The sequence below is a fragment of the Pandoraea sp. XJJ-1 genome, from assembly GCF_026802345.1.
Lineage (GTDB): Bacteria > Pseudomonadota > Gammaproteobacteria > Burkholderiales > Burkholderiaceae > Pandoraea > Pandoraea cepalis.
The window spans coordinates 694270-719488 of sequence record NZ_CP113827.1 but is presented as its reverse complement, the minus strand read 5'-3'; the positions used below and the strand labels follow the sequence as shown (position 1 = coordinate 719488).

Here is a 25219-nt window from a genome sequence, read left to right as displayed (position 1 = left end):
TCCTCCTGTAAAACCCTGAATCGGGCAAATTGTCCTTGCAGTGAATCGTCATTTCGCGTTTACTGCATGCACAATATTGCATAAATAGCTGCCCATCGAGGTGTGTTGAGGCAGTCGGCTTCCTCGGCAACGGTCCTCGGCCGCCCGGATGGGGCCCGGCCTGGTGCCGCTTGCGTCGGTCAAGACATCCCCAAGACTCTCCGCATTTCGACGGAGGGCGGATTCGTTATGGAGACACTCGCATGCGACCTATCGACGTACATGAGTTGGCCGACAACGCCCGCTTGAACGGCTATCACTACCGCATCCTGCTCTGGTGCGCGCTCATCATCATCTTCGACGGCTACGATCTCGCGGTCGCGGGCATTGCGCTGCCCTCGATCATGAAAGCGATGAACGTCGACGCCACCAGTGCCGGCTTCATGGTCAGCGCCGCCCTCTTCGGCATGATGTTCGGCGCCATTGCGATGGGCATGGTGGCCGACAGCATCGGCCGTCGCAAAGCTATCGCCATCTGTGTGCTGATGTTCTCGCTGTTCACCGCCATGGCCGGATTCACGCACGAGCCGATCAGCTTTTCCGTGACGCGCTTCTTCGCGGGCGTCGGCATCGGCGGCGTAATGCCGATCGTGGTCGCGCAAATGACGGAGTACGCGCCGCGTCGCCTGCGCGCCACGCTCGTCACGCTCATGTTCTCGGGCTATTCGGTGGGCGGCATGCTCGCGGCGCTGCTCGGCAAGGGGCTGATCGAAACGCACGGCTGGCAGTCCGTCTTTCTGGCGGCGGGTCTGCCCGCGCTGCTCGTGCCGTTCGCGATGAGGGCACTGCCGGAGTCGATGCCGTTCCTGATCCGCACTGGCCGTCTCGACGCGCTCAAGCAAGTGCTTGCCCGCCTCGCGCCGGATTATGTTGCGCAGCCGGGCGATCAGTTCGCGCTGGCCTCGACGGATCGCAAGCAGGCTGCGCCGCTCTCGCGTCTGTTTCAGGACGGGCGAGGCGTGAGCACCGTCATGCTGTGGGTCGCGTTCTTCATGTGTCTGTTCATGGTGTATGCGCTCAGTTCGTGGCTCGCCAAACTCATGGCAAGCGCCGGTTATAGCCTCGGCTCGGCACTCACGTTTGTGCTCGTGCTGAACTTTGGCGCGATGCTCGGCGCCATCGGCGGCGGCTGGCTCGCCGACCGTTTCAACATCAAGTACGTGCTCGTGGGCATGTATGCGCTGGCCGCCGTGTCCATCACGCTGCTCGGCGTGAAGGTACCGACGCCGGTGCTCTTCGTGCTGGTGGGGTTGGCCGGGGCGTCGACCATCGGCACGCAGATCGTCACCTACGCGTACGCGGGACAGTTCTATCCAATGGCCGCGCGCGGCACGGGCATCGGCTGGGCCTCCGGGGTGGGACGCAGCGGCGCCATTCTCGCGCCCATCGCGATCGGCATGCTGGTGAGCCTGTCGCTGCCTTTGCAGCAAAACTTTATGGCAATCGCCATTCCCGCCGTCATCGCGGTCGTCGCCGTGTTGTTGATCGACCACAAGAAATCGGCGTCGGTGCAGCAGCAAGCGGCAACGCAATCGCACGTCACGGCGGCGAAACTCGCGAACGGCGCGGGAGAACCGGCGTAATCTCGCGCGTCAAGGCACGCTCGGCCAACCATCACCGACGCAACGGCATGGCGACGCAATCGCGCGTCGCCATGCGAAAATGCGCGCCGCGGCGGTTATGGGAATGATCGCGGCTTTCAGTGACGCAACGCGCCGGTGTCGGGGCAATCCGTCAACGTCCGGCGCATCCGCGGCACATGAAAATTTCCTTCAACCCGAGCGCCTCAGGCGCCGATAACCAGATATCCGTCCCAACGGACTCTCTGGGGAAAATCAATATGCCGCGTATTGCTTTGCTGAGTGCCCTCGTGCTGACCGTCGCCCAGGCGCCGGCCTTCGCCGCCCCCCTCAACGACGCCACCGTCGTCAATCTCTCCACCCGACAAACCCTCGCCAGCGACGCCGTGTTTCGTGGCGGCCAGACCGCCACCCTCGGCACCGACGCGCTGCGCAACGCGCACGGCAGCTTCGGCGTCAACGTTGCCGCCGGCGCGCTCAACTTGCAGTCGAATCAGCTTGTGCTGGCGAACGCCTCGCGCGTTGCGGTCGATACCCGTCAGACGATCCGCAACACGACGATCCTGACCGGCGTGCCGAGCGCGTCGCTGGGTGACCGGGCCCTGATGGGCGCCTCGGGCAATCTCGGTGTGAACGTGGTGGCCGGCGTGGCCAACGCACAGGCCAACGCGTTGGCCATTCATTGACGACTCGCTGAACCTTCACCCGGCCGGATGACGTCTCGGCCGGGATCGGACTGTACCGATACGGCTCCCGCCGCGCGACTGCGTCGACGCCGCGCGCTTACCCTACCGCGCCAACCGAACCATCCGCGCCGTCCGCCCGGCCCACCGCGCCAAAGCGCCACGACAGCCGGCGCGCCGCCGCCAGCAAGGCCTGCGCCGGCGATGCGTCCAGCGCCGTCTCGAAACTGCCCGCCGACCCCATCAACGCAAGCACCAGCGTGACTTCCCCCGTGTGATCGAACACCGGTACCGCCACCGTGTCGATTCCGGGCACGGGGTTGCTCTGCGCCGTATCGAATCGTTGTTCGCGAATCACCTTCAACCGCGCGGCAAAATCGGCTGGCGGCGTCGACGCGCGCCCTTCCGCGCCGAGGCCCGCCATGCGCACCGATTCCTGTGCGAGCATGCCGCCGAGTACCGCATCGGGCAGGAACGCCGCGAACGTGCGCCCCATGGCGGTGTTCACCAACGAGAGCACCGTGCCGATGCGCAAGCTCACGTGCTGCGGACGCATCGCCTCCTCAAGCCGAACCACCGTGGGGCCGACCGGCCCCAGCACGGCCATCGCGGCCGACAGCCCGGTGGCGTGAGCCAGCGCAAGAATCTCCGGCTCGGCTTCCCCCGTAGGCGAGAGACGCTGCAATGCCATCAAGCCAAGCTCAAGGCTGAGCGCCCCCGCCTCGAAATTGCCGTTCGCATCGCGCGAGAGCAAGCCGGCACGTTGCAGGCTCACCAGATGCGGATGCGCCTTTGCTGGCGCCATCCCCGCGTCGCGCGCCAGCGCGTTGAGCGGCAGCGGACGCCCCGCCGCCGCCAGCGCCTCGAGCAATGCCCCGGTGCTTTCCAGCGCCTGAATGCCGCGCTGCGGTTTCGCGGGCATCGATGCCACGTCGTCCGGCACCTCGCGCGTTTCCTTTCGGCTTGGCGTCGCGTTCATGCGCCCTCCTTGCCGTCTGCACCACGAGCATCGATTTGCGCGGCGATGTCGCTCGCCGTCGCGCGCAATGCATTCGCCGCCGCGCCGTCCCAGGCGACATCGAGTGCAGCCGTCGGCCCGATCGCGGTGAGCGCGAGACGCAGCCGCCCGCTCGCATCGAACACCGGCGCGCACAGGCTGCTCACCGACGGGCTCGGCGTATTCACGCTACGCGCCACACCGTGCGCGCGTGTCTCGTCGAGCAGCGCATCGAACCCTTCGCGCTCGCTCGGGGATGTCGGCATCTGCTCACGCCACGCCTGCGGCCATTGCGCCTGCGGGGTGAAGGCGCAAAACGCCCGCCCGGTCGACGTCGTCGTGAGCGACATGACCGATCCCACGTGCAGATTCACATGCAACGGAAACGCCGCACGCTCGAAATGCACGACGAGCGGGCCCTGCGGCGCACTCGTGCAGATCGCGACACAAAGCCCCGTCTCGCGTGCCAGCGCAACGACACGCGGCACCGCCGCGCGATACGCCGGGTCGTTCTCGAGATGCAGCAACGCGAGACGCAACGTCATCGGGCCCGGCGTGTAGTCGCCCGACATCGGGTCGCGCTTGAGCAAGCCGAGCCGCGTGAGGCTTACCAGATACGGATGCGCCTGCGCAGGCGGCAGCCCGGCGAGCGCGGCGAGATCGCCGGGCCCCAGCGCCCGGTGCGCCTGCGCCAGCGCCTGAAGCACGCGCGCCGCCACGTCCACGCTTTGCACGCCGCGCGAGGCACGCCCGGGTTGGCCGCTCGCGTCGGCCGTGCCGTCCATCGGAATTCGATTCATGCGATCAAGGGAGGCGGGCTCCCAAAGGAAAATGGCCTAGATTCTAAACAAGTCGACGCCCGCAATGGCATCGATCCCGATGTTCCTCGGGGTTAACCCAAGACGGGAACGTCATTCCATCGCTCACGAAGCAACATTAGCAAATAACGATACTATTTGTCATTGACAAATATTAAAGGCATTTCGTAAGATGGCTTCATCCACCCCATCAGTCGCATCATCCCCGCAGACGAGATAAGAGAGAGACAAGCATGGCCAAAGCATTCGCCTCGCAAGCCGACCTGGAAACCAAGAAGGTCACATTTACCCAATTGTCGGAAAACACCTGGGCCTACACGGCCGAGGGTGACCCGAACTCCGGCGTCATCATCGGCGACGACGGCGTGATGATCGTCGACACGACAGCCACGCCCGCCATGGCGCAGGATCTCATCGCGAAGATCCGCACAGTCACCGACAAGCCGATCAAGTATGTGGTGCTCTCGCACTATCACGCCGTGCGCGTGCTGGGTGCGTCGGCCTACTTCGCCGAAGGTGCGCAGCAGATCATCGCAAGCCGTGGCACGTACGAGATGATCGTCGAGCGCGGCGAAGCCGACATGAAGTCGGAGATCGAGCGCTTTCCGCGTCTGTTCGCCGGTGTCGAAACGGTGCCGGGTCTCACGTGGCCGACGCTCGTCTTCGAGAAGGAAATGACGCTCTTCCTCGGCAAGCTCGAAGTGAAGATCGCGCACCTCGGTTCGGGTCACACCAAGGGCGACACCGTGGTGTGGCTGCCGTCGCAAAAGGTGCTGTTCTCGGGCGATCTGGTCGAGTACGACGCCGCCTGCTACACCGGTGACGCGCAACTCGCCGAATGGCCGGCCACGCTCGACGCGCTGGCCGCGCTCGGCGCCGAAAAGCTCGTGCCGGGCCGGGGCCCTGCCCTGACCACGCCCGACGATGTCGCCAAGGGCCTGGCGTACACGAAGGACTTCGTGACAACGTTGTTCGAAGCGGGCAAGCAGGCCGTCGAACAGAAGCTCGATCTGAAGGGTGCGATGGCGCTTACGCGACGCGAGATGGATCCGAAGTTCGGTCATGTCTTTATCTATGAACACTGCCTGCCGTTCGATGTGACCCGCGCGTTCGACGAAGCGAGCGGCATCACGCATCCGCGCATCTGGACGGCGCAGCGCGACAAGGAAATGTGGACCGCCCTGCAGGACTGAGTTCGCGCCGAGCGCAACATCAAAAGTAAAAAGCGGAACCCGCCGGGGCACGTGCGCCGGTGCGGTGCCGACGATGGAGACATTGCATGAGCAGCATCGATTACCAGCGCCTGACGTTCGATTACCGGCCTTGCGCAGAACAGTCCGGCAACGCCGCAGGTGAGATCCACCCGGTCATCGTGGTCGGCGCGGGGCCGGTGGGACTGGCCGGCGCCATCGACCTTGCGCAGCAAGGCGTGCCCGTGATCGTGCTCGACGACGACTGCACGCTCTCGGCCGGCTCACGCGCCATCTGTTTCGCCAAGCGTACGCTCGATATCTTCGACCGTCTCGGCTGCGGCGAGCGCATGGTGCAAAAGGGCGTGCGCTGGAACGTCGGCCGCGTGTTCCTGCGCGATCAGGAGGTCTACAACTTCGATCTGCTGCCCGAAGCGGGACACCATCGCCCGGCGTTCATCAATCTTCAGCAGTACTACGTCGAAGGCTATCTCTACGAGCGCGCACGCGAACTGCCGAACATCGACATCCGTTGGAAGCACAAGGTCGTCGGACTCACCCAGCAGGGCACGCCCGGCACGCCTGAGGCGAGCGTCACGCTCACGGTCGAGACGCCCGACGGCGAGTATCAAACCAGCGCACGTTACGTCGTGGCCGCCGACGGATCGCGCAGCCCCGTGCGCAAGTTGATCGGTGTGGACACCCACGGACGCACATTCAAGGACCGCTTCCTGATCGCCGACGTGAAGATGACGGCAGACTTCCCGACCGAGCGCTGGTTCTGGTTCGATCCGCCGTTCCATCCGAATCAATCCGTGCTGCTGCATCGACAACCCGACAACGTGTGGCGCATCGATTTCCAATTGGGATGGGACGCCGACCCGGCCGTCGAGAAGACGCCCGAGCGCGTGATCCCGCGCGTGCAAGCCTTGCTCGGCCCGGACGCCAAATTCAGCCTGGAGTGGGTCAGCGTCTACACCTTCTCGTGCCTGCGCATGGACGACTTCCGTCACGGTCATGTGCTGTTCGCCGGAGACGCCGCGCATGGTGTGTCGCCGTTCGGCGCGCGCGGTGCGAACAGCGGCGTGCAGGATGCGGAGAACCTCGCGTGGAAACTGGCGCGGGTGCTCGCCGGTCAGGCGCCGGATACGCTGCTCGATACTTACGCCCGTGAGCGCGAATTCGCCGCCGACGAAAACATCCGTAACTCGACGCGCTCCACCGATTTCATCACGCCCAAGAGCGCTGTCTCGCGGGTCTTCCGCGATGCCGTGCTGACGCTCGCCCGCGATCACGCGTTTGCGCGTCAGTTGGTCAACAGCGGGCGGTTGTCCGTGCCCGCCGTGCTGAGCGAGTCGACATTGAATACGCCGGAGCGCGACACGTTTGCGGGACGCATGGTCCCGGGCACGGCCTGCGTCGACGCGCCGCTCGTCCGGCATGGGCAGGACGGCTGGCTGCTGCCTCGCCTGGGCGGGCGCTTTGTCGCACTCGTATTCGGTGCGCCGGCGTCGCTCGATGCGGCATCGCTCGCGGGCCTCGACGCCCTCGCGAACGGCAGCGTGCCCGTCGTGTCATTGTTCGTCACGCCGGATGCCGAAGCGGCGCAGGACGCGCGCGGCGAACCCCATAGCGTCTGGCACGACGCGCAAGGCCTGGCGGCCCAACGCTATGACGCCGCGCCGGGAACGGTGTATCTGATTCGTCCGGATCAACACGTGTGCGCGCGGTGGCGCAGCGTCGACGCGACGGCGATTGCCGCCGCGCGCGAGCGCGCCTTGGGACGTACCGCCCCGGAAGTCGCGCCGATGCAATGCGCGGCCTGACGTGCCTCCGGCCAAACGCATCGACCACATCCCGATCCCATCGATCCCGCAGTAAGGAGCCCCTTCATGGCACTCGATACACAACCGCGTCTGACGCGTCCGGACGACTTCTACGAAGCCCTGATCGACATGCACCGAGATCTCGACGAGGCGCAAAGTCAGGCCGCCAACGCGCAACTGATCCTGCTGCTCGCCAACCAGATCGGCGATCACGACACGCTGCTTTCGGCGCTTCGGCTGGCGCGCGCTGGCGCACTGGGCACCGCGACGAGTGGTTCGACGGACGGTCCGCACGCGTGACACAAGCAAAGGCGGGGCGCCCGGCCATCGGGCGCCCCGCGTTGTTCGACGCGAGACCGCGCAAGCAATGCGCGTGCGGGCGTTACACCACCACCATCTGCGAAATCTTCTGCGCCGCCGCCAGCAGGGGAGCGAGGAATGTGGCTTCCATTTCCGCTGCCGACGTCCGGTTGGCCTGACCACTGACATTCATCGCCGCGATCACCTGCCCCGCGCGATTGCGAATTGGCGCAGCGATCGAAATCATCCCCTCTTCCAACTCCTGATCGACAATGGCCCACCCTTGGGCGCGCACGTCGAGAATGCGTTGACGCAACGTGTCGATATCCGTCACCGTGCGGCGCGTGTGCTGACGAATGTCCGCGCGACGCAAGGCGGCGTCGAGTTCGTCGTCGGGCAACGCCGAGAGCATGACGCGCCCCATCGAGGTACACCATGCCGGCAGACGGCTGCCGATCGACAGGTTGATCGACATCACCTTGCGCACCGGCACGCGCAGGACATAGACGATGTCGTCGCCATCGAGCACCGAGGCGGAACTGCTCTCATGCACTTGCTGCACCAGCGCCTCCATGAACGGCTCGGCCAGATTCCACAGCGGCATCGACGTCAGATACGAGAAGCCGAGGTCGAGAATACGCGGCGTGAGCCGAAACAGGCGCCCCTCACTTCGCACGTAGCCCAGCGCTTCGAGCGTGAGCAGAATGCGTCGCGCCCCCGCACGGGTGAGGCCCGACGCCTGTGCGACTTCCGAGAGCGTCTGCGCCGGACGCGTCGCGTTGAACACCTTGACCACGGCCAACCCGCGCGCAAACGACTGCACATAGGAGTCACCCGGTTTCTTGTCGGTGGGGTCGGTAGCGTCGTTGGGCACGGGTGTCATGGAAAAGGCGGATGGCGAAAGGCAATGGAACGGCAAGCGTAATGGATTTGTGTCGCCGGTTCCACCGCACGACACACGCCACCGCGTCGCCTGCGCCAGACCGGCGTTCCCCCCCTCGGGCCGACCCTCGCTTGACGGCCGACAAGAGAAGGCTTACGCTGTTCTTATAGCGAATATATGTTCGCTATAAGAACATTGTGAACCAGACGATGCCGCCTGACAAGTCGCCGTCGCCGGGAGACACTCAACAAGGGTCACGGGCGCGAGTCCGCCAGCCCGATGGAACTGCCCAGGAGGCACGTGTGATCAACAAGATTTACGATTCGCTCGCCAGCGCGGTGGCCGACGTTCACGACGGCGCGACGATCATGATTGGCGGCTTCGGCAATGCCGGGATGCCCTCGGCGCTCATCGACGCCCTGATTGAGCAAGGCTCGCGCGAACTGACCATCGTCAACAACAATGCCGGCAACGGCGAGACTGGCCTCGCCGCCCTGCTGGGTGCCGGGCGCGTGCGCAAGATTATCTGCTCGTTCCCGCGCCAGACCGACTCGCACGTGTTCGACGCGCTCTACCGCGCGGGCAAGATCGAGCTGGAACTCGTGCCGCAGGGCAATCTGGCCGAGCGTATTCGCGCCGCGGGCGCCGGCATCGGCGGCTTCTTCACGCCGACCGGCTACGGCACGCTGCTCGCCGAGGGCAAGGAAACGCGCGTCATCGACGGCAAGCCGTACGTGTTCGAGCTGCCGATCCACGCTGACTTCGCGCTCATCAAGGCGCTCAAAGGCGACCGCTGGGGCAACCTCGTGTATCGCAAGACCGCGCGCAACTTCGGCCCGATCATGGCCACGGCGGCCAAGTGCGCCATCGTTCAGGTGAATGAAGTCGTCGAGCTTGGCGAGCTCGATCCGGAAGCCGTGGTGACGCCCGGCATCTTCGTTCAACGCGTTGTCGCGGTGCCTGGCGCCGCACGCGCCTGATCCCCATCTGATTTCGGAGCACGACATGAACCGACTGACCCGCGACCAGATGGCCGCCCGCGTCGCCCAGGACATTCCCGACGGCGCCTACGTGAACCTCGGCATCGGCTTGCCGACCGCTGTTGCCAATCACTTGCCTGCCGAGCGAGAGATCATTCTCCAGAGCGAAAACGGCGTGATCGGCATGGGCCCGGCCCCCGCCAAGGGCGAAGAGGACGAAGACCTTATCAACGCCGGCAAGCAACCCGTCACGCTCAAGCCGGGCGGCGCCTACTTCCACCATGCCGATTCGTTCGCGATGATGCGCGGCGGCCACCTCGACTTCTGCGTGCTCGGCGCGTTCCAGGTCTCGAAGACGGGCGACCTCGCCAACTGGCACACCGGCGCTCCCGACGCCATTCCGGCCGTCGGCGGTGCGATGGATCTCGCCAGCGGCGCGAAGCAGGTGTTCGTGATGATGGAACACCAGACCAAGCAGGGCGATAGCAAGATCGTCGAGCAGTGCACTTATCCGCTCACCGGCGTGGGTTGCGTCACGCGCATCTACACCGATCTGGCGGTGATCGATGTCGCCCCCGAGGGCCTGCGCGTCGTCGAGATGGTCGACGGCCTCACGCTCGACGAACTCCAGCGTGTGACCGGCGTGACGCTGCTGCCCTCGCCGGCCGTTGCCTGACGCGACACCCCCATCGCCGGGACATCGCCTGATGTGACCCGGCGTTTTTTCATCTGCGAGACTCCCTGCGCGAGTTTCGATTCGGCTGAGGTAGACCCATGAGTGAAGTCTTTATCTGCGACGCGATTCGCACCCCGATCGGCCGCTACGGCGGCGCGCTGTCCTCCGTGCGTGCCGACGACCTCGGCGCCATTCCGCTCAAGGCGCTCATGGCGCGCAACGGCGGCGTCGACTGGACGCAGGTCGACGACGTGATCTTCGGCTGCGCCAACCAGGCCGGGGAAGACAACCGCAACGTGGCGCGCATGTCGTCGCTGCTGGCCGGCCTGCCCCAAGACGTGCCGGGCGCCACGCTCAACCGCCTGTGCGGTTCGGGCATGGACGCCATCGGCACCGCCGCGCGCGCCATCAAGGCGGGCGAAGCCGGTCTGATGATCGCCGGCGGCGTGGAGAGCATGAGCCGTGCGCCGTTCGTGATGGGCAAGGCGGCGAGCGCGTTTTCGCGTCAGGCGGAGATTTACGATACGACCATCGGCTGGCGTTTCGTCAATCCGCTGATGAAGGCACAGTACGGTGTGGATTCGATGCCCGAGACGGGCGAGAACGTCGCGACCGAGTTCGGCATCAGCCGTGAAGATCAGGATCGCTTTGCGGTGCGTTCGCAGGAAAAGGCCGCACGCGCCCAGGCGGACGGCACGCTGGCCCAGGAAATCACGCCGGTGTCCATCGCCCAGAAGAAGGGCGAGGCGATCGTGGTGGATCGCGACGAACATCCGCGTGCAACGAGCATGGAAGCGCTCGCCAGACTCAAGGGCGTGGTACGCCCGGATGGCACCGTGACCGCCGGTAACGCTTCTGGCGTCAACGACGGCGCCTGCGCACTGCTGTTGGCAGACGAGGCGAGTGCGGCGCGCTTTGGCCTGACGCCGCGTGCCCGCATTCTGGGCATGGCGACGGCAGGGGTGGCACCGCGCATCATGGGCATCGGTCCGGCTCCCGCAACGAAAAAACTGCTCGCTCGGCTCGGTATGTCGATCGATCAGTTCGATGTGATCGAACTCAACGAAGCGTTTGCGAGCCAGGGCCTGGCCGTGCTGCGTCAGCTCGGCGTGGCCGACGATGACCTGCGCGTCAATCCGAACGGCGGCGCCATTGCGCTGGGCCATCCGCTCGGCATGAGCGGCGCACGTCTGGTGACGACGGCGATGTATCAGCTCCAGCGTACGGGTGGTCGCTTTGCGCTGTGTACGATGTGCATTGGGGTCGGCCAAGGCATCGCTATCGCCATCGAAGCGGTGTAATCCCACCACACCGCCTGTGTTTCAGGGCCGGGCGTGCGTGCGGGACTCGGTAAGTCCCGCCACGCCTCGCCCGGGTCCCGTCGGCATGATCGATGCCGGTCGGGACGCGTCTGCCCTCAATCTCCTTCCGTCCTTCCTCAGGTTCCCCTGACCGTTCAGACAGCCTTGGCGACGTCGCGCATGACGGCGTCGAAGAACGTTGCCTGCGCGTCCGCTTCGCTGCGGGCATACGCGCGGTTGATGCCGCTGATCACTGCCCGAATCGATGCGGTCGTCAGATTCGCATCGATGCCCACGCCGAAAGCACTGCCCACGATGGCGTCGCCAGCCATTTCCGCGATGGCGATCGCGCGGGCGTCGGCCCCTTGCGTGAGCGCGCGCTCCTCGTAGTGCTGGACACGCACAGGCGTGCGCATGGCGTGCATCAGCGCATCGAGCGGTCCGTTACCGGTGCCCGAGACAGTCGTGCGCTGACCGTGAATGTCGACCGTCACGGCGATATGCTGGCGGCCGTCTCGCTCGGACAGCGTGTGACCAACGTACGCGACCGGCTCGCTCGACGCCACGTATTCCTTCTGGAACAGTTGCCAGATCTGCGACGCGGTGACTTCGGCCCCCGTCTCGTCGGTGTAACGCTGTACGGCTGAGCTGAAATCGACCTGCAGGCGACGCGGCATCTGCACGCCATACGACTGCTCGAGCAGATAGGCGATGCCGCCCTTGCCCGACTGGCTGTTCACGCGAATGATCGAGTCGTACGTGCGGCCGAGATCGCTCGGGTCGATGGGCAGGTACGGCACTTCCCAGACGGCGTCAGGTTTTTGCGCGGCCAGGCCCTTCTTGATGGCGTCCTGATGCGAACCGGAGAATGCGGTGAACACCAGGTCGCCGACATACGGATGACGCGGATGCACGGGCAACTGCGTGCATTCCTCCGACGTGCGGGCGATCTCGTTGATGTTCGAGAAATCGAGGCCCGGATCCACGCCCTGCGTGTACAGGTTCAAGCCGAGGGTGACGAGGTCGACGTTGCCGGTACGCTCGCCGTTGCCGAAGAGGCAACCTTCGATGCGATCGGCACCGGCCATCACGGCCAGCTCGGCCGCGGCCACCGCCGTGCCGCGATCGTTGTGCGGGTGTACCGAGAGAATCAGCGAATCGCGGCGCGCGAGGTGACGGTGCATCCACTCGATCTGGTCGGCGTAGTGGTTCGGCGTGCCGATTTCCACCGTGGCCGGCAGGTTGACGATGCACTTGCGCTGCGGCGTCGGTTGCCACACGTCGAACACCGCGTCGCACACGTCCTTGGCGAACTCGAGTTCGGTGCCGGTGAACGTCTCGGGGCTGTATTGCAGCGTCCATTGCGTGTCCGGCGCGGCGTCGGCACAGCGTTTGATCGTCTTGGCCGCAGCCACGGCAAGCGCCTTCACACCGGGCTGATCGAGGTTGAAGACGATGCGGCGGAATTCGGGCGCGGTCGCGTTGTAGAGGTGGACGATGGCGCGCGGTACGCCCTTGAGGGCGGCGAAGGTGCGCTCGATGAGGTCGTCACGGGCCTGCGTGAGGACTTCGATGGTGACGTCGTCGGGAATGTGACCGCCTTCGATCAGTTCGCGCACGAAGTTGAAATCGGTATCGGACGCCGACGGGAACGCCACTTCGATTTCCTTGAAGCCAATGGCGACGAGCGTCTTGAACATGCGCATCTTGCGCTGGGCATCCATCGGCTCGAACAAGGCCTGGTTGCCGTCTCGCAGATCGGTGCTCATCCAGATCGGGGCACGCGTGATGGTGCGGCTCGGCCATTGTCGGTCGGGGATATTGACCGGGGTGAACGGGCGGTACTTCGTGGCGGGGTGCTTCAACATGGCGTAGTCTCAAGGGTCGGCAAAAGTGGCAACCGGACGACGCATGAACGCAGATAAGCTACGACCGCCGGTTGGAGGAACCGGGGCTCAGATCGGCGTAACTGGGGAAAATCAGCGGTGCTTCAGAGAAGTCTTCAGACGATGCACGCGCGCAGCAACGGACCAAGCCCGGTGGAGCGGGCTAGTAGTCGTAGCGAGAGGGAGAATTGCGCGGTGATCATGGCCCTCATGAAATCACAGAGTTTCGGACGCTGTCAACCATGATGTGTTGTCTCATGACATTTCCCTCGTGGGCCGGCACGCACCGGCGCGGTCGTCGTCGACCCGCGGCCCCGGGGATCGGGCGCCTCGTCAGGGCGTGAGCGGCACGGCCGAGGTGCACTTGATCTCGTCGAGACAAACGCTCGACTTGACGGCACTCACCCCGGGAATCCGCATCAGTGTATCGAGCAGAAACTCGGACAGCGCCTTCAGATCACGGGCCACGACCTTGAGCACGTAGTCGATATCCCCCGTCACGGAAAAGCACTCTTGAATCTGTGCCAGCTCCGCCACCAATCCCTTGAAATTCGACAGGTCGCGGATATGACCGCGCTCCATCGTCACGTGGACAAAGGCGACCACGCCAAAGCCGAGCCGCTGCGCGTCGAGCCGTGTGTCGTAGCCCTTGATCACCCCCATCTCCTCGAGCCGCCGGTGACGCCGCAACGTCTGAGCAGGCGACAGCTTGATCGCCTCGGCCAGCTCAAGATTCGAAATTCGCCCGTGCGACTGCAATACCCCCAGCAACCGGACGTCGATTCGATCGATCTCGATGTCATGCACTTTTATCTCTCCTCAGGCACATATCACGAAATATTAGTGCAAAAACTAGGGTTTCCCTAACACCGTTACGAAATCCTATTTTGCGGTGCCCCCCTTACACTGAGCGCGGTAAAACGTCGCACGTGCGTGCCACCTTCCCACTATTTCAGGGATTACGGCGAGCGGAACGGGCCCGCCGGCTTATCCCAACCCGACGGTCGACAAAGCGCAATTTTGTTGCACTTTCCGCCGTCACCCGGCGTTCGACGAATCTGACACCTTATCCATCACCTGACCCAGCCGAGACGATCATGGCCGACCTGTTTGACAACCCGATGCAACTGATGGGCTTCGAATTCGTGGAATTCGCGTCGCCTACCCCGAATGTCCTCGAACCCATTTTCGAGCAGATGGGCTTCACGCTGGTGGCGCGTCACCGTTCGAAGGACGTAGTGCTGTACCGCCAGGGCGACATCAACTTCATCGTGAACCGCGAGCCGAACAGCGAAGCGGCCTACTTCGCCGCCGAGCACGGCCCGAGCGCCTGCGGCATGGCATTCCGCGTGAAAGACTCGCACAAGGCCTACGCCCGTGCACTGGCGCTCGGTGCGCAGCCGGTAGAGATCGAGACCGGCCCGATGGAGCTGCGTCTGCCCGCGATCAAGGGCATCGGCGGTGCGCCGCTGTATCTGATCGATCGCTTCGAGGAAGGCAAGTCGATCTATGACATCGACTTCGAATTCATCGAGGGCGTCGACCGTCATCCGGTCGGCCACGGCCTGCGTCTGATCGACCACCTGACGCACAACGTTTATCGCGGCCGCATGGCCTATTGGGCCAGCTTCTACGAGAAGCTGTTCAACTTCCGCGAGATCCGCTACTTCGACATCTCGGGCGAATACACGGGCCTGACATCCAAGGCCATGACCGCGCCCGATGGTAAAATTCGCATCCCCCTGAACGAGGAATCCGCCAAGGGCAGCGGCCAGATCGAGGAATTCCTGATGGCCTTCAACGGCGAAGGCATTCAGCACATTGCGTTCCTCACCGACAACCTGCTTCAGGTGATCGACAACCTGCAAATGGCCGGCGTCGAGCTCATGACCGCGCCGAACGACTTCTACTACGATGCGCTCGAGACCCGTCTGCCCGGCCATGGCCAGCCGATCGGCGAACTGAAGTCGCGCGGCATTCTGCTCGACGGCACGACCGAAGGCGGCAAGCCCCGCCTGCTGTTGCAGATCTTCTCGAAGACGCTGCTCGGCCCCGTGTTCTTCGAGTTCATCCAGCGCGAGGGTGACGACGGCTTCGGCGAAGGCAACTTCAAGGCGCTGTTCGAATCGCTCGAGCGCGATCAGATCGAGCGAGGTACGCTCAAGGTCTGAGTCCGGGGGAGACACGATCGTCGGCACAGTCCGACGATCCCAAAGGACACGGCGACGGCGTCATAAGCGCTGCGCCGTGGCGGCTCAACGGTTCCGGTTCGTTCGCACAGAACGAAACAGAGAAGCGCGCCGCATGGCAATGAAGGTAGGGTAAGGAACAGACATGTCCGCCAATGCACCACAAGAAGGCTCGCTCCACCGCGGTCTGAAGAATCGTCACATCCAATTGATCGCGCTGGGTGGCGCGATCGGCACCGGCCTCTTTCTCGGCATCGCCCAAACCATCAAGACCGCCGGCCCGTCAGTGCTGCTGGGCTATGCCATTGCCGGCATCATCGCGTTTTTCATCATGCGCCAGCTCGGCGAAATGGTCGTCGACGAGCCGGTCGCCGGCTCGTTCAGCTACTTCGCCAACAAGTATTGCGGGCATTTCGCGGGCTTCGTGTCCGGCTGGAACTACTGGGTGCTCTATGTGCTGGTGTCGATGGCCGAACTCTCGGCCGTGGGCATCTACGTCCAGTACTGGTGGCCGGCCATTCCCACGTGGGTTTCGGCCCTCGTGTGCTTTGGCGTCATCAACGCCATCAATCTCTCCAGCGTGAAGTCGTACGGCGAGATGGAATTCTGGTTCTCCATCATCAAGGTCGCCGCCATCGTCGGCATGATCGGGTTCGGCGGCTATCTGCTGTTCTCCGGCAACGCCGGCCCTGAAGCCAGCGTGACCAACCTATGGCGACACGGCGGTTTCTTCCCGAACGGCGTATCGGGCCTCGTCATGGCGATGGCCGTCATCATGTTCTCCTTCGGCGGACTGGAACTGGTCGGCATCACCGCGGCGGAAGCGGACAACCCGTCGCACACGATTCCGCGCGCGACCAACCAGGTCATCTACCGCATTCTGATTTTCTACGTTGGCGCGCTCGGCGTGCTGCTCTCGCTGTACCCGTGGGAGAAGGTGGTATCCGGCGGCAGCCCGTTCGTGCTGATCTTCCACGCACTGAACAGCAATGCCGTGGCCAACGTGCTCAACGCGGTGGTGCTGACCGCGGCACTGTCGGTCTACAACAGCTGCGTGTACTGCAACAGCCGCATGCTCTACGGTCTCGCCGGTCAAGGCAACGCGCCGCGTGCGCTGCTCAAGGTCAACCGTCGTGGCATTCCGCTGCTGGCGCTGGGCGTCTCGGCCGCCGCGACCGCCGTGTGCGTGGTGATCAATTACTTCATGCCCGGCAAGGCGTTCGAACTGTTGATGGGGCTGGTCGTGTCGGCACTGATCATCAACTGGGCGATGATCAGTGTGATCCACCTGGTCTTCCGTCGTGCCAAGGCGCGCGCGGGCGAGACAACGCTGTTCAAGAGCCTCGGCTACCCGCTCACGAACTACCTGTGCCTGGCGTTCCTCGGCGGCATTCTGGTCGTGATGTACCTGATTCCGGACCTGCGCATTTCGGTCTACCTGATCCCGGTGTGGCTGGTCGCGCTCGGCATCGGCTATCGGGTGCGTCAGAAAACAAACCGCGTAGCCCCGATTCAGGCCAGGGCGGCACGCTGAGGTCCCCCGCTCAATGCCGACGGCCACCGGCGGCAGCGGGTTGCAACGCGTCGCGGTCTCGCCTCGGGTACCACCCCCCCCGGGGGCGTACCCGGCGATACCTGACTAGCGGTATCATCAACTGTTTGGCGCCGTCGGGGCCGCCGGAGCCGCACCGACGGTCCGGTGGCCCCCAGCCCGCACTCCACCGACTTTCTCTCGTTTTTCCAGGAACCGCCATGTTCGAACATATCGATGCCTATCCCGGTGACCCGATCCTCTCGCTCAACGAGAATTTCGCCAAGGATCCCCGTACCAACAAGGTCAACCTGAGCATCGGCATCTACTACGACGACGATGGCCGCCTTCCGGTCATGCAGGCTGTGCGAGAGGCCGAAGCGCAGTTGCTCGGCGAGGTCGGTCCGAAGCCGTACCTGCCGATGGCGGGGCTCGCCACCTATCGCGACGCCGTGCAAGCGCTCGTGTTCGGCGACGACTCGCCGGCACGCGCCGACGGTCGCATCGCTACGGTGCAGACGCTCGGCGGCTCGGGCGCGCTCAAGGTGGGCGCCGATTTCATCAAGCGCTACTTCCCCGGCGCGCAGGTCTGGGTGAGCGATCCCACGTGGGACAACCATCGCTTCATCTTCGAGCGTGCCGGTTTCACCGTGAATACGTATCCGTATTACGACGAAGCCACCGGCGGCCTGCGTTTCGACGCGATGGTCGACGCCATCGACAAGCTGCCTGCGCGTAGCGTGGTGCTGTTGCACGCGTGCTGTCACAACCCGACCGGCGTCGATCTGAACGACGCGCAGTGGGTGCAGCTGATCGACGTGCTCAAGAAGCGCGAGTTGTTGCCCTTCGTCGATATGGCGTATCAAGGCTTCGGCTCGGGTCTGGACGCCGACGCGTTCGTGATTCGCGAACTGGCCCGTCAGGGCGTGCCGGCCTTCGTCGCCAACTCGTTCTCGAAGAACTTCTCGTTGTATGGCGAGCGTTGCGGCGGCTTGTCGGTCATCTGCGAGTCGGCGGAAGCGGCGGATCGCGTGCTCGGTCAGCTCACGAGCGCGGTGCGTTCGAACTACAGCAACCCGCCGACGCACGGCGCGAAGATCGTGGCCAAGGTGTTGAGCACGCCGGCACTGCGCAAGTCGTGGGAAGCCGAACTCATGGCCATGTGCCAGCGCATTACGCGCATGCGCGGCGCGATTCACGACGGCCTTCGTGGACACGTCCCCGAGACGATGCTCTCGCGCTACCTCGAGCAGCGCGGCATGTTCACGTACACGGGGCTGTCGGCGACGCAGGTCGATGTGCTGCGTGACACTTACGGCGTCTATCTGATCCGCTCGGGCCGCATGTGCGTGGCGGGCCTCAACGAGAAGAACGTGGCGGTGGTGGCCGACAGCATTGCCAAGGTGCTGAGCCACGGCTGAGCGTCGCTCGATACCGGAAGCTCCACGAAAAGGGACGGCGCGTGCCGTCCCTTTTTCATTCCAACCCGGCGTGCTTGACGCGCCGCGCCGCACCGCAAGCTTTTCCGCCGTCTTTCGTCATCCGCGTTCCGTGGCGAGGTACCGCCACGACAGCCCTACCCCATCGCGCACGACCTTGCCCGCCGAGCCCTCGGGAAAGTGGGCTGGGAACACCGTGGTTCCGGCGTCGAGCGCCAGATCGAGCAGCCCGCGGCGAGACTCGCCGGCCTGAACCGGATCGAGACAGAACGCCGAACACCACTCGGGACGATAGACCTGCACGGGGCTGTGCATGACATCGCCGGAAAACAACGCGGTCTCCCCGCGAGACGCGATCGAGATGGCCATGTGCCCTGCGCTGTGGCCCGGCGTCGGCAGAAAGCGAATGCCGTCGAGCACCTGCTCACCGGCGTCGGGCACCTCATGCACAAGACCGGCGTCGAGCAGCGGCAACACGCTGTCCTCGAACACCATTCGGCGTGCGGCACCCGGGCCGGTGTCAAAGAACTCGCGCTCGCGCCGGGCGAAGACATACGTGGCGTTGGGAAAGACCGGCACCCAGCGCTCTCCTTCGCGAAAGGTGTTCCAGCCAACGTGATCGACGTGGAGGTGTGTATTGAACACGTAGTCGACCCGTTGGCGATCAAACCCCGCGGCGCTCAAGCGCTCCAGCACCGGGTTGGACAAGCGGTCGAACAACGGACTGAAGGCGCGCATCTTGTCATTGCCGATGCCGGTGTCGACGACGATCGTCAAGCCGGCGAACTCCACGATCCAGAGATGCGTTTGCAATGCGACGCGTCCATTCGAGTGATCGAACGAGGCCGGCGAGAGCCTTGTCGCGAGATCGGCCCCGGCCTCGGCTTCCCAATCGGGGAACAGTCGCGGCGCGGGCAACGCAAACGCGGTCTCGAAGATGCCCGTGATTCGGGCGGATCCCACATGAAAGACGGGTACAGACGGCGTCATGTTCGAACTCCAGGACGTTATCCAGAAGAATAAGCTGCGTATGCAGTGACCGGCGCATCACTCGCTACCGGATGCCAATGCCACCGCGGCGCGGCGCGTGGCAAGCGCATAGCAAAGGAAGCTGGCAATCGCCGCGACCGTCCCCACCAGCGCAAGCGCCGTGCCCAGACTACTTGCCGTTCTTCCAAGGTGCTCGTTGATCGCGCCAACCGCAAACGGCCCCACACTGCCGCTGATGGCATTCGTCATGAAGACGAGCAGCGCGATCGCCCGACCACGCATCCGGTTCGGCAGCGCGATCTGAAGCGGAACAGGCGCGAGCGCCATGGCGATGCTGGCGGCGAACGCGCATACACCATACAGCACCACTGCCGCCAGACTATGGCTCATCAGCGGCATCGCAAACGCGGCAGGAATCAGAATGGCCGCGCCGCCCGTGGACAGCCCCAGTACCCGGCGCAGCGCACTGCGATCGGTCGCACGCGCGGCGAGCAGGCCCGCACACACCACACCGAGCACGCCCCCCAGCATGTACGCGGGCGCCGCAAGTTCGCCGACCGTCCGGGCGTCGAGCTGAAACGTGCGCATGAGTAGCGCCGGAAACCAGGCGGCATGGGCGTAAAAAAGTGTGATCAGCGCCACATACGCCGCGAAGTACGGCAGGCAGAAGCGATTCCTGACGAAGAGTTCTCGCATCACCTCCCGCATCGACGGCAGGTCGTCCTCGTCGGCGGCGCCGGCACCTCCGAGACCGCGACGCGCCGGCTCACGCACCGTGAACAACACCAGGGCGCTGAGCAGGAAACCTGGCAGACCGACGGCAACGAAAACGGACTGCCACGGCATCAGCCCATGGGTCGCCAGCCAGGCGCTCGCGGTGTGATCGCTGCTCAGGGTGAACAGAAAGCCGCCACCGAACAATGCCAGCCCGCCACCGACATACGGCCCCAACATGAAGATGCTGCTGGCGCGAGTGACCTTTCGCGGCGCGAAGAGATCGCTGAAGATCGACAGCACGGCAGGGCTGAGTGCCGCTTCCGCCACGGCCGTCCCGGCGCGCGCGAACAACAGTTCCGTGAAGTTGGTCGCAAACCCGCACAGCACGGTCGATGCCCCCCAGATGGCCACACAGGCCGCGATCAGCTTCACGCGATTGGCGCGGTCGACCCAGCGGGCCACGAAAACCCCCGCCGTGGCATAGCACATGGTGAAGGATATCCCTTGCATCAGACCGATCTGCACGTCGGTGAGCCCAAGCGTTTGCTTGATCGGCTGCACGAGAATGCTGACAACCTGACGGTCGAGATAAGAAAACGCAAAGCAAACGAAAAACAGCAGCACCACGTAACCGTAATAGCCGGCACGTTCGTGTTGCTCATCTGCCGGCGTGGCAATGATGGCGGGTTGAGCGCTCATGAGAATGTCCTGTTTGACATGCAATGTGTCGAGATGACGGAGGCGGGGATCGGCGCAGTACGCGTCAGTCCCAGTGACTGTCGCTGGCGAGCAATGCGATGCAGTCGCCCGGTTCCACTCGGGCGAACGTGCGCATGCACATCACCGTGCCATCGCTGCGGAAGGCGATTTCGCGGGGTGCCTCCCACGGGGCGTGCGGATCGAACAGACGCCCCGCCAGTTGCCCCTCGCGCACGTCGTCGCTCAGCCGGAACGCGGGCTCAAAGACTCCGCCCCGCGGCGCGTAGACGTAATGCCTCGGCCCCTGCACCGCCATGACGCGGGTGTCGTGCGACGGTGCCGGGCCGTCCTCCGACGTGACACCCAGCGCGCGCAGAACGCGTTGCAGACCGGCTTCGACGATGGCGAGGTTGGCGGCGTCGCAACCCGCGCCACCACCAAATTCGCCGCAGAGAAATAGTTTGTCGTGGCGTTGCGCCGCAGCGCCGAAAGTGCGGTCTTCGCCGAGCAGATCCATGACCATCGTGTACGGGGCACCGAAGGCGCGAACCAACTGCAGATAGCTTGTGCGGCGCACGGCATCGACGGGCGGCGCGGCCAGCAAGGTCGGCGTGTGGTCGAACGACGCCCCGCCAGCGTGCAAGTCGATCACGACGTCGGCACGGGGCAGCAACTCGGTCTCGACGTAGTGCGCGATCATCTCGGTCGGCGACCCGTTACGCGCGCCGGGAAACAGCCGGTTCAGGTTGCCCTTGTCGATGGGCGACGTGCGCGTGCCGTTCGCGAACGCCGGAAAATTAAGCCCTGGAATCACGATCAAGCGGCCGCGAATCGACATGGCGGGCAGGCGCCGCATCAGCTTCATCAGAGCGATGGGGCCTTCGTATTCGTCGCCATGATTGCCGCCCGTGAGCAGCACCGTGGGCCCCGTGTCCGGGCCCGCGTTCAGCACGGCGACCGGAATCGGGACATGGCCGTAAGCAGACCGGTCGTGAGAGTAAGGCAAGCGCAGCGTGCCGGTCTGAAGACCGGTGCGCTCGTAGTCGATATCGGAAGCGATCAGGGAAGCAGAGTTGTGCATGACGAGAGAGTGAAAAGCCAGGCGACGCCTAGGGTGAATTCACTATCGCAGACGCAAAAATGCTTGACCAATGCCGTTCATTGACCTGGGTGATGCCTCAAACGCATCGCCCGAAGCCGCGGCGGTTGCCGCCGCATTTCGTGGTCCCCGTGGTCGTCAAGCCGCCTGAACGGTCGCCAACTGCTCGATGAACCGTTGCAGGGCGGGCTGCGGCGGATGCTGGGCCGAGTGACAGAAGGCCAACGGCAGCCGCACCGAGAGATCGCGAATGGCGGCAAAACGCACACGTGCCGGCGGCCGGTCGCGGTTCGCATCGTTGACGATCGCCAGCCCGACACCCGCAGACACCAGCGACAGGATCGCCGCCTCGGTCGATACTTCCTGACGAATGTCGAGCGTCAAGCCACGCTCGGCGCATGCGGCGATCAAACGATCGTAGTACGCGGGATAAACCGCGCGCGGAAAGGCCACGAAGGGGTGCGCGCGAAGCGACGCGATGTCCACGTCTCCCTCGCGCCCCAACGGCCAGTCTGCCGGCACTGCGAGGACGACATCGTGTTCGAGCAGGGGCACCTCGGCGCATCCTTCGCGCAACGCGCCGAAACGATAACAAAACCCGCCGTCCAGCGTGCCAGCCGCGATGGCGTCGAGCTGCTCGGGCGTGTTCATCGGTATCAGTTCGAGCGCCACGTCTGGCGTGGCGCGTTGAAAGGCATTGAAGGCGGCGGGCACCAGACCATCCCAGGACGCGTTCTCGACAAAGCCGATGCGCAACCGGCCGGTGACGCCCGACGCGAGGCGCCGTGCGGTACGGTTCGCGCTTTCGACACGGGCGAGGATGTCACGGGCTTCAGCGAGATAGGCCGTTCCGGCAGCGGTCAGCACGAGGCCGCGCGCCGTGCGCGTGAAGAGCGCCGCCCCGATGGTCTCTTCGAGATCCCGGATCTGCCGGGAGACGGCCGGTTGCGTCACATGCAGAATTTCGGACGCCGCGCGCACGCTCAACTGCTCTGCCACCGCAATGAAATATCGAAGATGCCTGAGTTCCATGGTCTGGCCGAGGAAGGTGCTTCGTGTCTCGCCTGCGCAGACAGCCTCCGCGCGACGGGTCAAAGTGCGAGCAGTCTACCGGAAAAGCCCGACGCCACCGCGCCCGGCAAGCCTGGCGACTTGGCGGTATATTGGTCGTCCCGCGGCGCTGCGCGTCGCTCCAACACGAACGCATCGATCCTCATGTCCGATCTATCCGCCGATCTGTCCCAGTTTCCCATCACGCGCAAGTGGCCTGCCGCGCACCCCGAGCGTCTGCAACTGTATTCGCTGCCCACCCCCAACGGCGTGAAGGCCTCGATCATGCTCGAAGAAATCGGGCTGCCTTACGAAGTGCACCTGGTGAACTTCTCGACCGACGACCAACTCTCGACCGAGTTTCTCGCACTCAACCCCAACAACAAGATTCCCGCGATCCTCGATCCCAATGGCCCCGACGGCAAGCCGATGCCGCTGTTCGAGTCGGGCGCGATTCTCTGGTATCTCGCCGAGAAGACCGGCAAGCTGCTGCCCGCCGATCCGGCCGCGCGTTACGAAACGCTGCAATGGGTGATGTTCCAGATGGGGGGCGTGGGGCCGATGTTCGGTCAGGTCGGCTTCTTCCACAAGTTCGCGGGCAAGGACTTCGAAGACAAGCGTCCGCGCGACCGGTACGTGAACGAAGCGAAGCGCCTGCTTGCCGTGCTCGACGCGCGCCTGGCGACACACCGGTGGATCATGGGCGACGAGTACACGATTGCCGATATCGCTACGTTCCCGTGGGTGAGAAACCTCGTCGGCTTCTACGAGGCGGGGGAGCTGGTCGGCTTCGACCAGTTCAAGCACGTGCGACGCGCGCTCGACGCGTTCGTTGCGCGTCCCGCCGTGATTCGAGGCCTCGACATTCCGAAGCGCTCCGCCTGAGCACCCGGATCAGGCCGGAATGTCGATGCGACGATCGGCCTGCGAATGTGAGTTGGCGCTAAGCGGCGCGAAGCCGTCACGCGCCCGCCGGACGTCTGACGGACGATCCGGCGGGGCGGGCGTTACCGCATGGACGAGGCCGCGTCGGCCCACCCGATGCCGACGTCAGGCCGACGTCTTGAAGCGCGCCGCCTCCTCGGATCCGCCCGTGGCATTACCGGCACTGTACGAATGCGCGCCCACCCCGGCGAGCTTGCCGCCCTGCACGATCAGATACTCGTTGCGAATTGGACGGTTCTCCAAATAGCATTCCAGAATTTCGCGAGTCCCGGCGGCGTAGCGCGTTTGCGCGGAGAGGCTCGTGCCGGAGATGTGCGGCGTCATGCCGTGATGCGGCATTTGTCGCCACGGATGATCCGCCGGCGCCGGTTGCGCAAACCACACGTCCCCGCCATAACCCGCGAGCTGTCCGCTCTCCAGCGCGGCCGCCACGGCATCGCGATCGCAGAGCTTGCCGCGCGCCGTATTGACCAGATAGGCGCCACGTTTGAAGTGCTTCAGGCTATCGGCGTTGATCATGTGCTCCGTTTCCGGATGCAACGGGCAGTTCAGCGTCACCACGTCGCAAACCTTTGCAAGGCTCTCGAGACTCGAGTGGTACGTGAGGTTCAGCTCCTTCTCGACAGACACCGGCAGGCGGTGACGATCGAGATAGTGCAGATGCGTGCCGAACGGCCTCATCAGACGCAACACACGCAAACCGATTCGGCCGGCCGCGACCGTTCCCACGTGCATGCCTTCCAGATCGTACGAACGCGACACGCAATCGGCGATGTTCCAGCCGCCCTTTAGCACCCATTGATACGACGGCAGGTAATTACGCACGAGCGCGAGCGTCGTCATCATCACGTGTTCGGCAACGCTGTTGCTGTTGCAGTACGTCACTTCCGCAACCGTGATGCCGTGTTCCATGGCGGCCTGCAAATCGGTATGGTCCGAGCCGATGCCTGCGGTCACGATCATCTTCAACTTCTTCGAGCGCTTGATGCGCTCGGCCGTCATGTAGGCGGGCCAGAACGGTTGTGAGATCACGATTTCGGCGTCGGCCAATTCTCGATCGAGCACGCTGTCATCGCCATCCTTGCTCGAGGTCACCACGAGTTGGTGGCCGTTCGATTCAAGGTATCGACGAAGACCCAGCTCGCCCGACACACTGCCGAGCAGGGCCCCGGGTGCAAAGTCGATGCCACGCGGCGTCGGCAGAGACTGGCCATCCGGGTAGCACTCGATCTTGGGTAGGTCGTCGCGGGCGTAGGTTTTCGGGTATCCGGTGACGGGGTCGTCGTACAGTACACACACAATCTTGGCCATGATGTCTCGCTCCTGAAAGGTTATGGGTCAGCAGTCTGCATCGGCAACGCATGACAGCGTCGCTGCATTGAGACCAATCATCGGCGTCTC

The 25219-nt window shown here is 64.4% G+C and carries 22 protein-coding genes; 12 read left to right on the top strand and 10 right to left on the bottom strand.

Translation table 11 applies throughout. The features are described 5' to 3' along the window. Positions 1–242: 242 nt before the first annotated feature. The gene (locus OYT13_RS03245) at positions 243–1622 is read left to right on the top strand and encodes an MFS transporter (RefSeq protein ID WP_150562359.1); all 1380 of its coding nucleotides are present in this window, start codon (positions 243–245) and stop codon (positions 1620–1622) included. Between the two features lie 257 nt (positions 1623–1879). Then, positions 1880–2305: a hypothetical protein gene (locus OYT13_RS03240; protein ID WP_150562358.1), complete on the top strand. Its 426-nt coding sequence runs from the start codon at positions 1880–1882 to the stop codon at positions 2303–2305. A gap of 97 nt (positions 2306–2402) precedes the next feature. Here the strand turns inward: OYT13_RS03240 and OYT13_RS03235 are convergent, their stop codons facing one another. Both OYT13_RS03235 and OYT13_RS03230 read right to left on the bottom strand, forming a co-directional pair. Next, positions 2403–3281: an IclR family transcriptional regulator gene (locus tag OYT13_RS03235; protein WP_268567237.1), complete on the bottom strand. Its 879-nt coding sequence runs from the start codon at positions 3279–3281 to the stop codon at positions 2403–2405. After that, positions 3278–4099, bottom strand: a complete 822-nt coding sequence (locus OYT13_RS03230) for an IclR family transcriptional regulator (protein WP_157211401.1) — start codon at positions 4097–4099, stop codon at positions 3278–3280. Before OYT13_RS03230 ends, OYT13_RS03235 begins: the two co-directional genes overlap by 4 nt. A 251-nt stretch (positions 4100–4350) precedes the next feature. On the opposite strand from OYT13_RS03230, the gene OYT13_RS03225 reads away from it, so the two are divergent. From OYT13_RS03225 to OYT13_RS03215, 3 genes are all read left to right on the top strand, one after another. Next, positions 4351–5310 (top strand): MBL fold metallo-hydrolase, encoded by a 960-nt coding sequence (locus OYT13_RS03225; protein ID WP_150551663.1) that lies wholly within the window; start codon positions 4351–4353, stop codon positions 5308–5310. A gap of 86 nt (positions 5311–5396) precedes the next feature. Next, positions 5397–7133 carry an FAD-dependent oxidoreductase gene (locus OYT13_RS03220; protein ID WP_017233073.1) on the top strand — a complete coding sequence of 579 codons (1737 nt, stop codon included), beginning with the start codon at positions 5397–5399 and terminating at the stop codon, positions 7131–7133. A 66-nt stretch (positions 7134–7199) separates the two neighbouring features. Beyond that, entirely contained in the window at positions 7200–7433 is a 234-nt protein-coding gene (locus tag OYT13_RS03215) for a DUF2783 domain-containing protein (RefSeq protein WP_150562356.1), read from the top strand. Positions 7434–7515: 82 nt separating this feature from the next. Here the strand turns inward: OYT13_RS03215 and OYT13_RS03210 are convergent, their stop codons facing one another. Further along, entirely contained in the window at positions 7516–8316 is an 801-nt protein-coding gene (locus OYT13_RS03210) for an IclR family transcriptional regulator (protein WP_017233075.1), read from the bottom strand. Positions 8317–8618: 302 nt separating this feature from the next. Here OYT13_RS03210 and OYT13_RS03205 point away from each other — a divergent pair, with 302 nt between their 5' ends. From OYT13_RS03205 to pcaF, 3 genes are all read left to right on the top strand, one after another. Next, on the top strand, positions 8619–9296 hold the full coding sequence (locus OYT13_RS03205) for a 3-oxoacid CoA-transferase subunit A (RefSeq protein ID WP_268567236.1): 678 nt from the start codon (positions 8619–8621) through the stop codon (positions 9294–9296). A gap of 25 nt (positions 9297–9321) precedes the next feature. Then, positions 9322–9972 (top strand): CoA transferase subunit B, encoded by a 651-nt coding sequence (locus OYT13_RS03200; RefSeq protein WP_017233077.1) that lies wholly within the window; start codon positions 9322–9324, stop codon positions 9970–9972. Positions 9973–10070: 98 nt separating this feature from the next. Continuing rightward, positions 10071–11273 carry a 3-oxoadipyl-CoA thiolase gene (pcaF, locus tag OYT13_RS03195; protein WP_150562354.1) on the top strand — a complete coding sequence of 401 codons (1203 nt, stop codon included), beginning with the start codon at positions 10071–10073 and terminating at the stop codon, positions 11271–11273. Positions 11274–11428: 155 nt separating this feature from the next. Here the strand turns inward: pcaF and leuA are convergent, their stop codons facing one another. Together leuA and OYT13_RS03185 are read right to left on the bottom strand one after the other, a co-directional pair. Beyond that, positions 11429–13141 (bottom strand): 2-isopropylmalate synthase, encoded by a 1713-nt coding sequence (gene leuA / locus OYT13_RS03190; protein ID WP_150562353.1) that lies wholly within the window; start codon positions 13139–13141, stop codon positions 11429–11431. Between the two features lie 351 nt (positions 13142–13492). Then, a complete protein-coding gene (locus OYT13_RS03185) occupies positions 13493–13966 on the bottom strand; it encodes an Lrp/AsnC family transcriptional regulator (RefSeq protein WP_150551671.1) in 474 nt (157 codons plus the stop codon). A 290-nt stretch (positions 13967–14256) separates the two neighbouring features. On the opposite strand from OYT13_RS03185, the gene hppD reads away from it, so the two are divergent. The 3 genes from hppD (at position 14257) to OYT13_RS03170 (ending at position 18300) form a co-directional block, all read left to right on the top strand. Then, the gene (hppD, locus tag OYT13_RS03180; protein ID WP_261939249.1) at positions 14257–15330 is read left to right on the top strand and encodes a 4-hydroxyphenylpyruvate dioxygenase; all 1074 of its coding nucleotides are present in this window, start codon (positions 14257–14259) and stop codon (positions 15328–15330) included. A gap of 163 nt (positions 15331–15493) precedes the next feature. Further along, entirely contained in the window at positions 15494–16882 is a 1389-nt protein-coding gene (locus tag OYT13_RS03175; RefSeq protein ID WP_268567235.1) for an amino acid permease, read from the top strand. A gap of 218 nt (positions 16883–17100) precedes the next feature. Further along, positions 17101–18300 (top strand): amino acid aminotransferase, encoded by a 1200-nt coding sequence (locus OYT13_RS03170; protein ID WP_017233082.1) that lies wholly within the window; start codon positions 17101–17103, stop codon positions 18298–18300. 117 nt (positions 18301–18417) lie between these two features. Here the strand turns inward: OYT13_RS03170 and OYT13_RS03165 are convergent, their stop codons facing one another. The 4 genes from OYT13_RS03165 to OYT13_RS03150 form a co-directional block, all read right to left on the bottom strand. Then, entirely contained in the window at positions 18418–19308 is an 891-nt protein-coding gene (locus OYT13_RS03165; RefSeq protein WP_268567234.1) for an MBL fold metallo-hydrolase, read from the bottom strand. A 57-nt stretch (positions 19309–19365) separates the two neighbouring features. Further along, positions 19366–20724: an MFS transporter gene (locus OYT13_RS03160; protein ID WP_268567233.1), complete on the bottom strand. Its 1359-nt coding sequence runs from the start codon at positions 20722–20724 to the stop codon at positions 19366–19368. A 64-nt stretch (positions 20725–20788) separates the two neighbouring features. Continuing rightward, complete coding sequence (locus tag OYT13_RS03155; RefSeq protein ID WP_261939252.1) at positions 20789–21805, bottom strand: succinylglutamate desuccinylase/aspartoacylase family protein; 1017 nt, start codon at positions 21803–21805, stop codon at positions 20789–20791. A 156-nt stretch (positions 21806–21961) separates the two neighbouring features. Then, positions 21962–22855, bottom strand: coding sequence for a LysR family transcriptional regulator (locus OYT13_RS03150; protein ID WP_017233086.1), 894 nt, complete (start codon positions 22853–22855; stop codon positions 21962–21964). Between the two features lie 183 nt (positions 22856–23038). Here OYT13_RS03150 and OYT13_RS03145 point away from each other — a divergent pair, with 183 nt between their 5' ends. After that, positions 23039–23758, top strand: a complete 720-nt coding sequence (locus tag OYT13_RS03145; protein WP_039830110.1) for a glutathione binding-like protein — start codon at positions 23039–23041, stop codon at positions 23756–23758. Between the two features lie 165 nt (positions 23759–23923). Here OYT13_RS03145 and OYT13_RS03140 read toward each other — a convergent pair whose 3' ends face one another. Then, positions 23924–25129: an NAD-dependent formate dehydrogenase gene (locus OYT13_RS03140; RefSeq protein ID WP_268567232.1), complete on the bottom strand. Its 1206-nt coding sequence runs from the start codon at positions 25127–25129 to the stop codon at positions 23924–23926. Positions 25130–25219: the final 90 nt, after the last annotated feature.

What these genes read in the sequence shown, in the direction of transcription:
- OYT13_RS03215 (WP_150562356.1), top strand. Translation starts at nt 7,200, where the DNA reads ATGGCACTCGATACACAACCGCGTCTGACGCGTCCGGACGACTTCTAC.
- hppD (WP_261939249.1), top strand. Translation starts at nt 14,257, where the DNA reads ATGGCCGACCTGTTTGACAACCCGATGCAACTGATGGGCTTCGAATTC.
- OYT13_RS03155 (WP_261939252.1), bottom strand. Translation starts at nt 21,805, where the DNA reads ATGCACAACTCTGCTTCCCTGATCGCTTCCGATATCGACTACGAGCGC.
- OYT13_RS03245 (WP_150562359.1), top strand. Translation starts at nt 243, where the DNA reads ATGCGACCTATCGACGTACATGAGTTGGCCGACAACGCCCGCTTGAAC.
- OYT13_RS03140 (WP_268567232.1), bottom strand. Translation starts at nt 25,129, where the DNA reads ATGGCCAAGATTGTGTGTGTACTGTACGACGACCCCGTCACCGGATAC.
- pcaF (WP_150562354.1), top strand. Translation starts at nt 10,071, where the DNA reads ATGAGTGAAGTCTTTATCTGCGACGCGATTCGCACCCCGATCGGCCGC.
- OYT13_RS03170 (WP_017233082.1), top strand. Translation starts at nt 17,101, where the DNA reads ATGTTCGAACATATCGATGCCTATCCCGGTGACCCGATCCTCTCGCTC.
- OYT13_RS03225 (WP_150551663.1), top strand. Translation starts at nt 4,351, where the DNA reads ATGGCCAAAGCATTCGCCTCGCAAGCCGACCTGGAAACCAAGAAGGTC.
- OYT13_RS03160 (WP_268567233.1), bottom strand. Translation starts at nt 20,724, where the DNA reads ATGAGCGCTCAACCCGCCATCATTGCCACGCCGGCAGATGAGCAACAC.
- OYT13_RS03200 (WP_017233077.1), top strand. Translation starts at nt 9,322, where the DNA reads ATGAACCGACTGACCCGCGACCAGATGGCCGCCCGCGTCGCCCAGGAC.
- OYT13_RS03230 (WP_157211401.1), bottom strand. Translation starts at nt 4,099, where the DNA reads ATGAATCGAATTCCGATGGACGGCACGGCCGACGCGAGCGGCCAACCC.
- OYT13_RS03150 (WP_017233086.1), bottom strand. Translation starts at nt 22,855, where the DNA reads ATGGAACTCAGGCATCTTCGATATTTCATTGCGGTGGCAGAGCAGTTG.
- OYT13_RS03240 (WP_150562358.1), top strand. Translation starts at nt 1,880, where the DNA reads ATGCCGCGTATTGCTTTGCTGAGTGCCCTCGTGCTGACCGTCGCCCAG.
- OYT13_RS03220 (WP_017233073.1), top strand. Translation starts at nt 5,397, where the DNA reads ATGAGCAGCATCGATTACCAGCGCCTGACGTTCGATTACCGGCCTTGC.
- OYT13_RS03235 (WP_268567237.1), bottom strand. Translation starts at nt 3,281, where the DNA reads ATGAACGCGACGCCAAGCCGAAAGGAAACGCGCGAGGTGCCGGACGAC.
- OYT13_RS03175 (WP_268567235.1), top strand. Translation starts at nt 15,494, where the DNA reads ATGTCCGCCAATGCACCACAAGAAGGCTCGCTCCACCGCGGTCTGAAG.
- OYT13_RS03165 (WP_268567234.1), bottom strand. Translation starts at nt 19,308, where the DNA reads ATGACGCCGTCTGTACCCGTCTTTCATGTGGGATCCGCCCGAATCACG.
- OYT13_RS03210 (WP_017233075.1), bottom strand. Translation starts at nt 8,316, where the DNA reads ATGACACCCGTGCCCAACGACGCTACCGACCCCACCGACAAGAAACCG.
- OYT13_RS03145 (WP_039830110.1), top strand. Translation starts at nt 23,039, where the DNA reads ATGTCCGATCTATCCGCCGATCTGTCCCAGTTTCCCATCACGCGCAAG.
- leuA (WP_150562353.1), bottom strand. Translation starts at nt 13,141, where the DNA reads ATGTTGAAGCACCCCGCCACGAAGTACCGCCCGTTCACCCCGGTCAAT.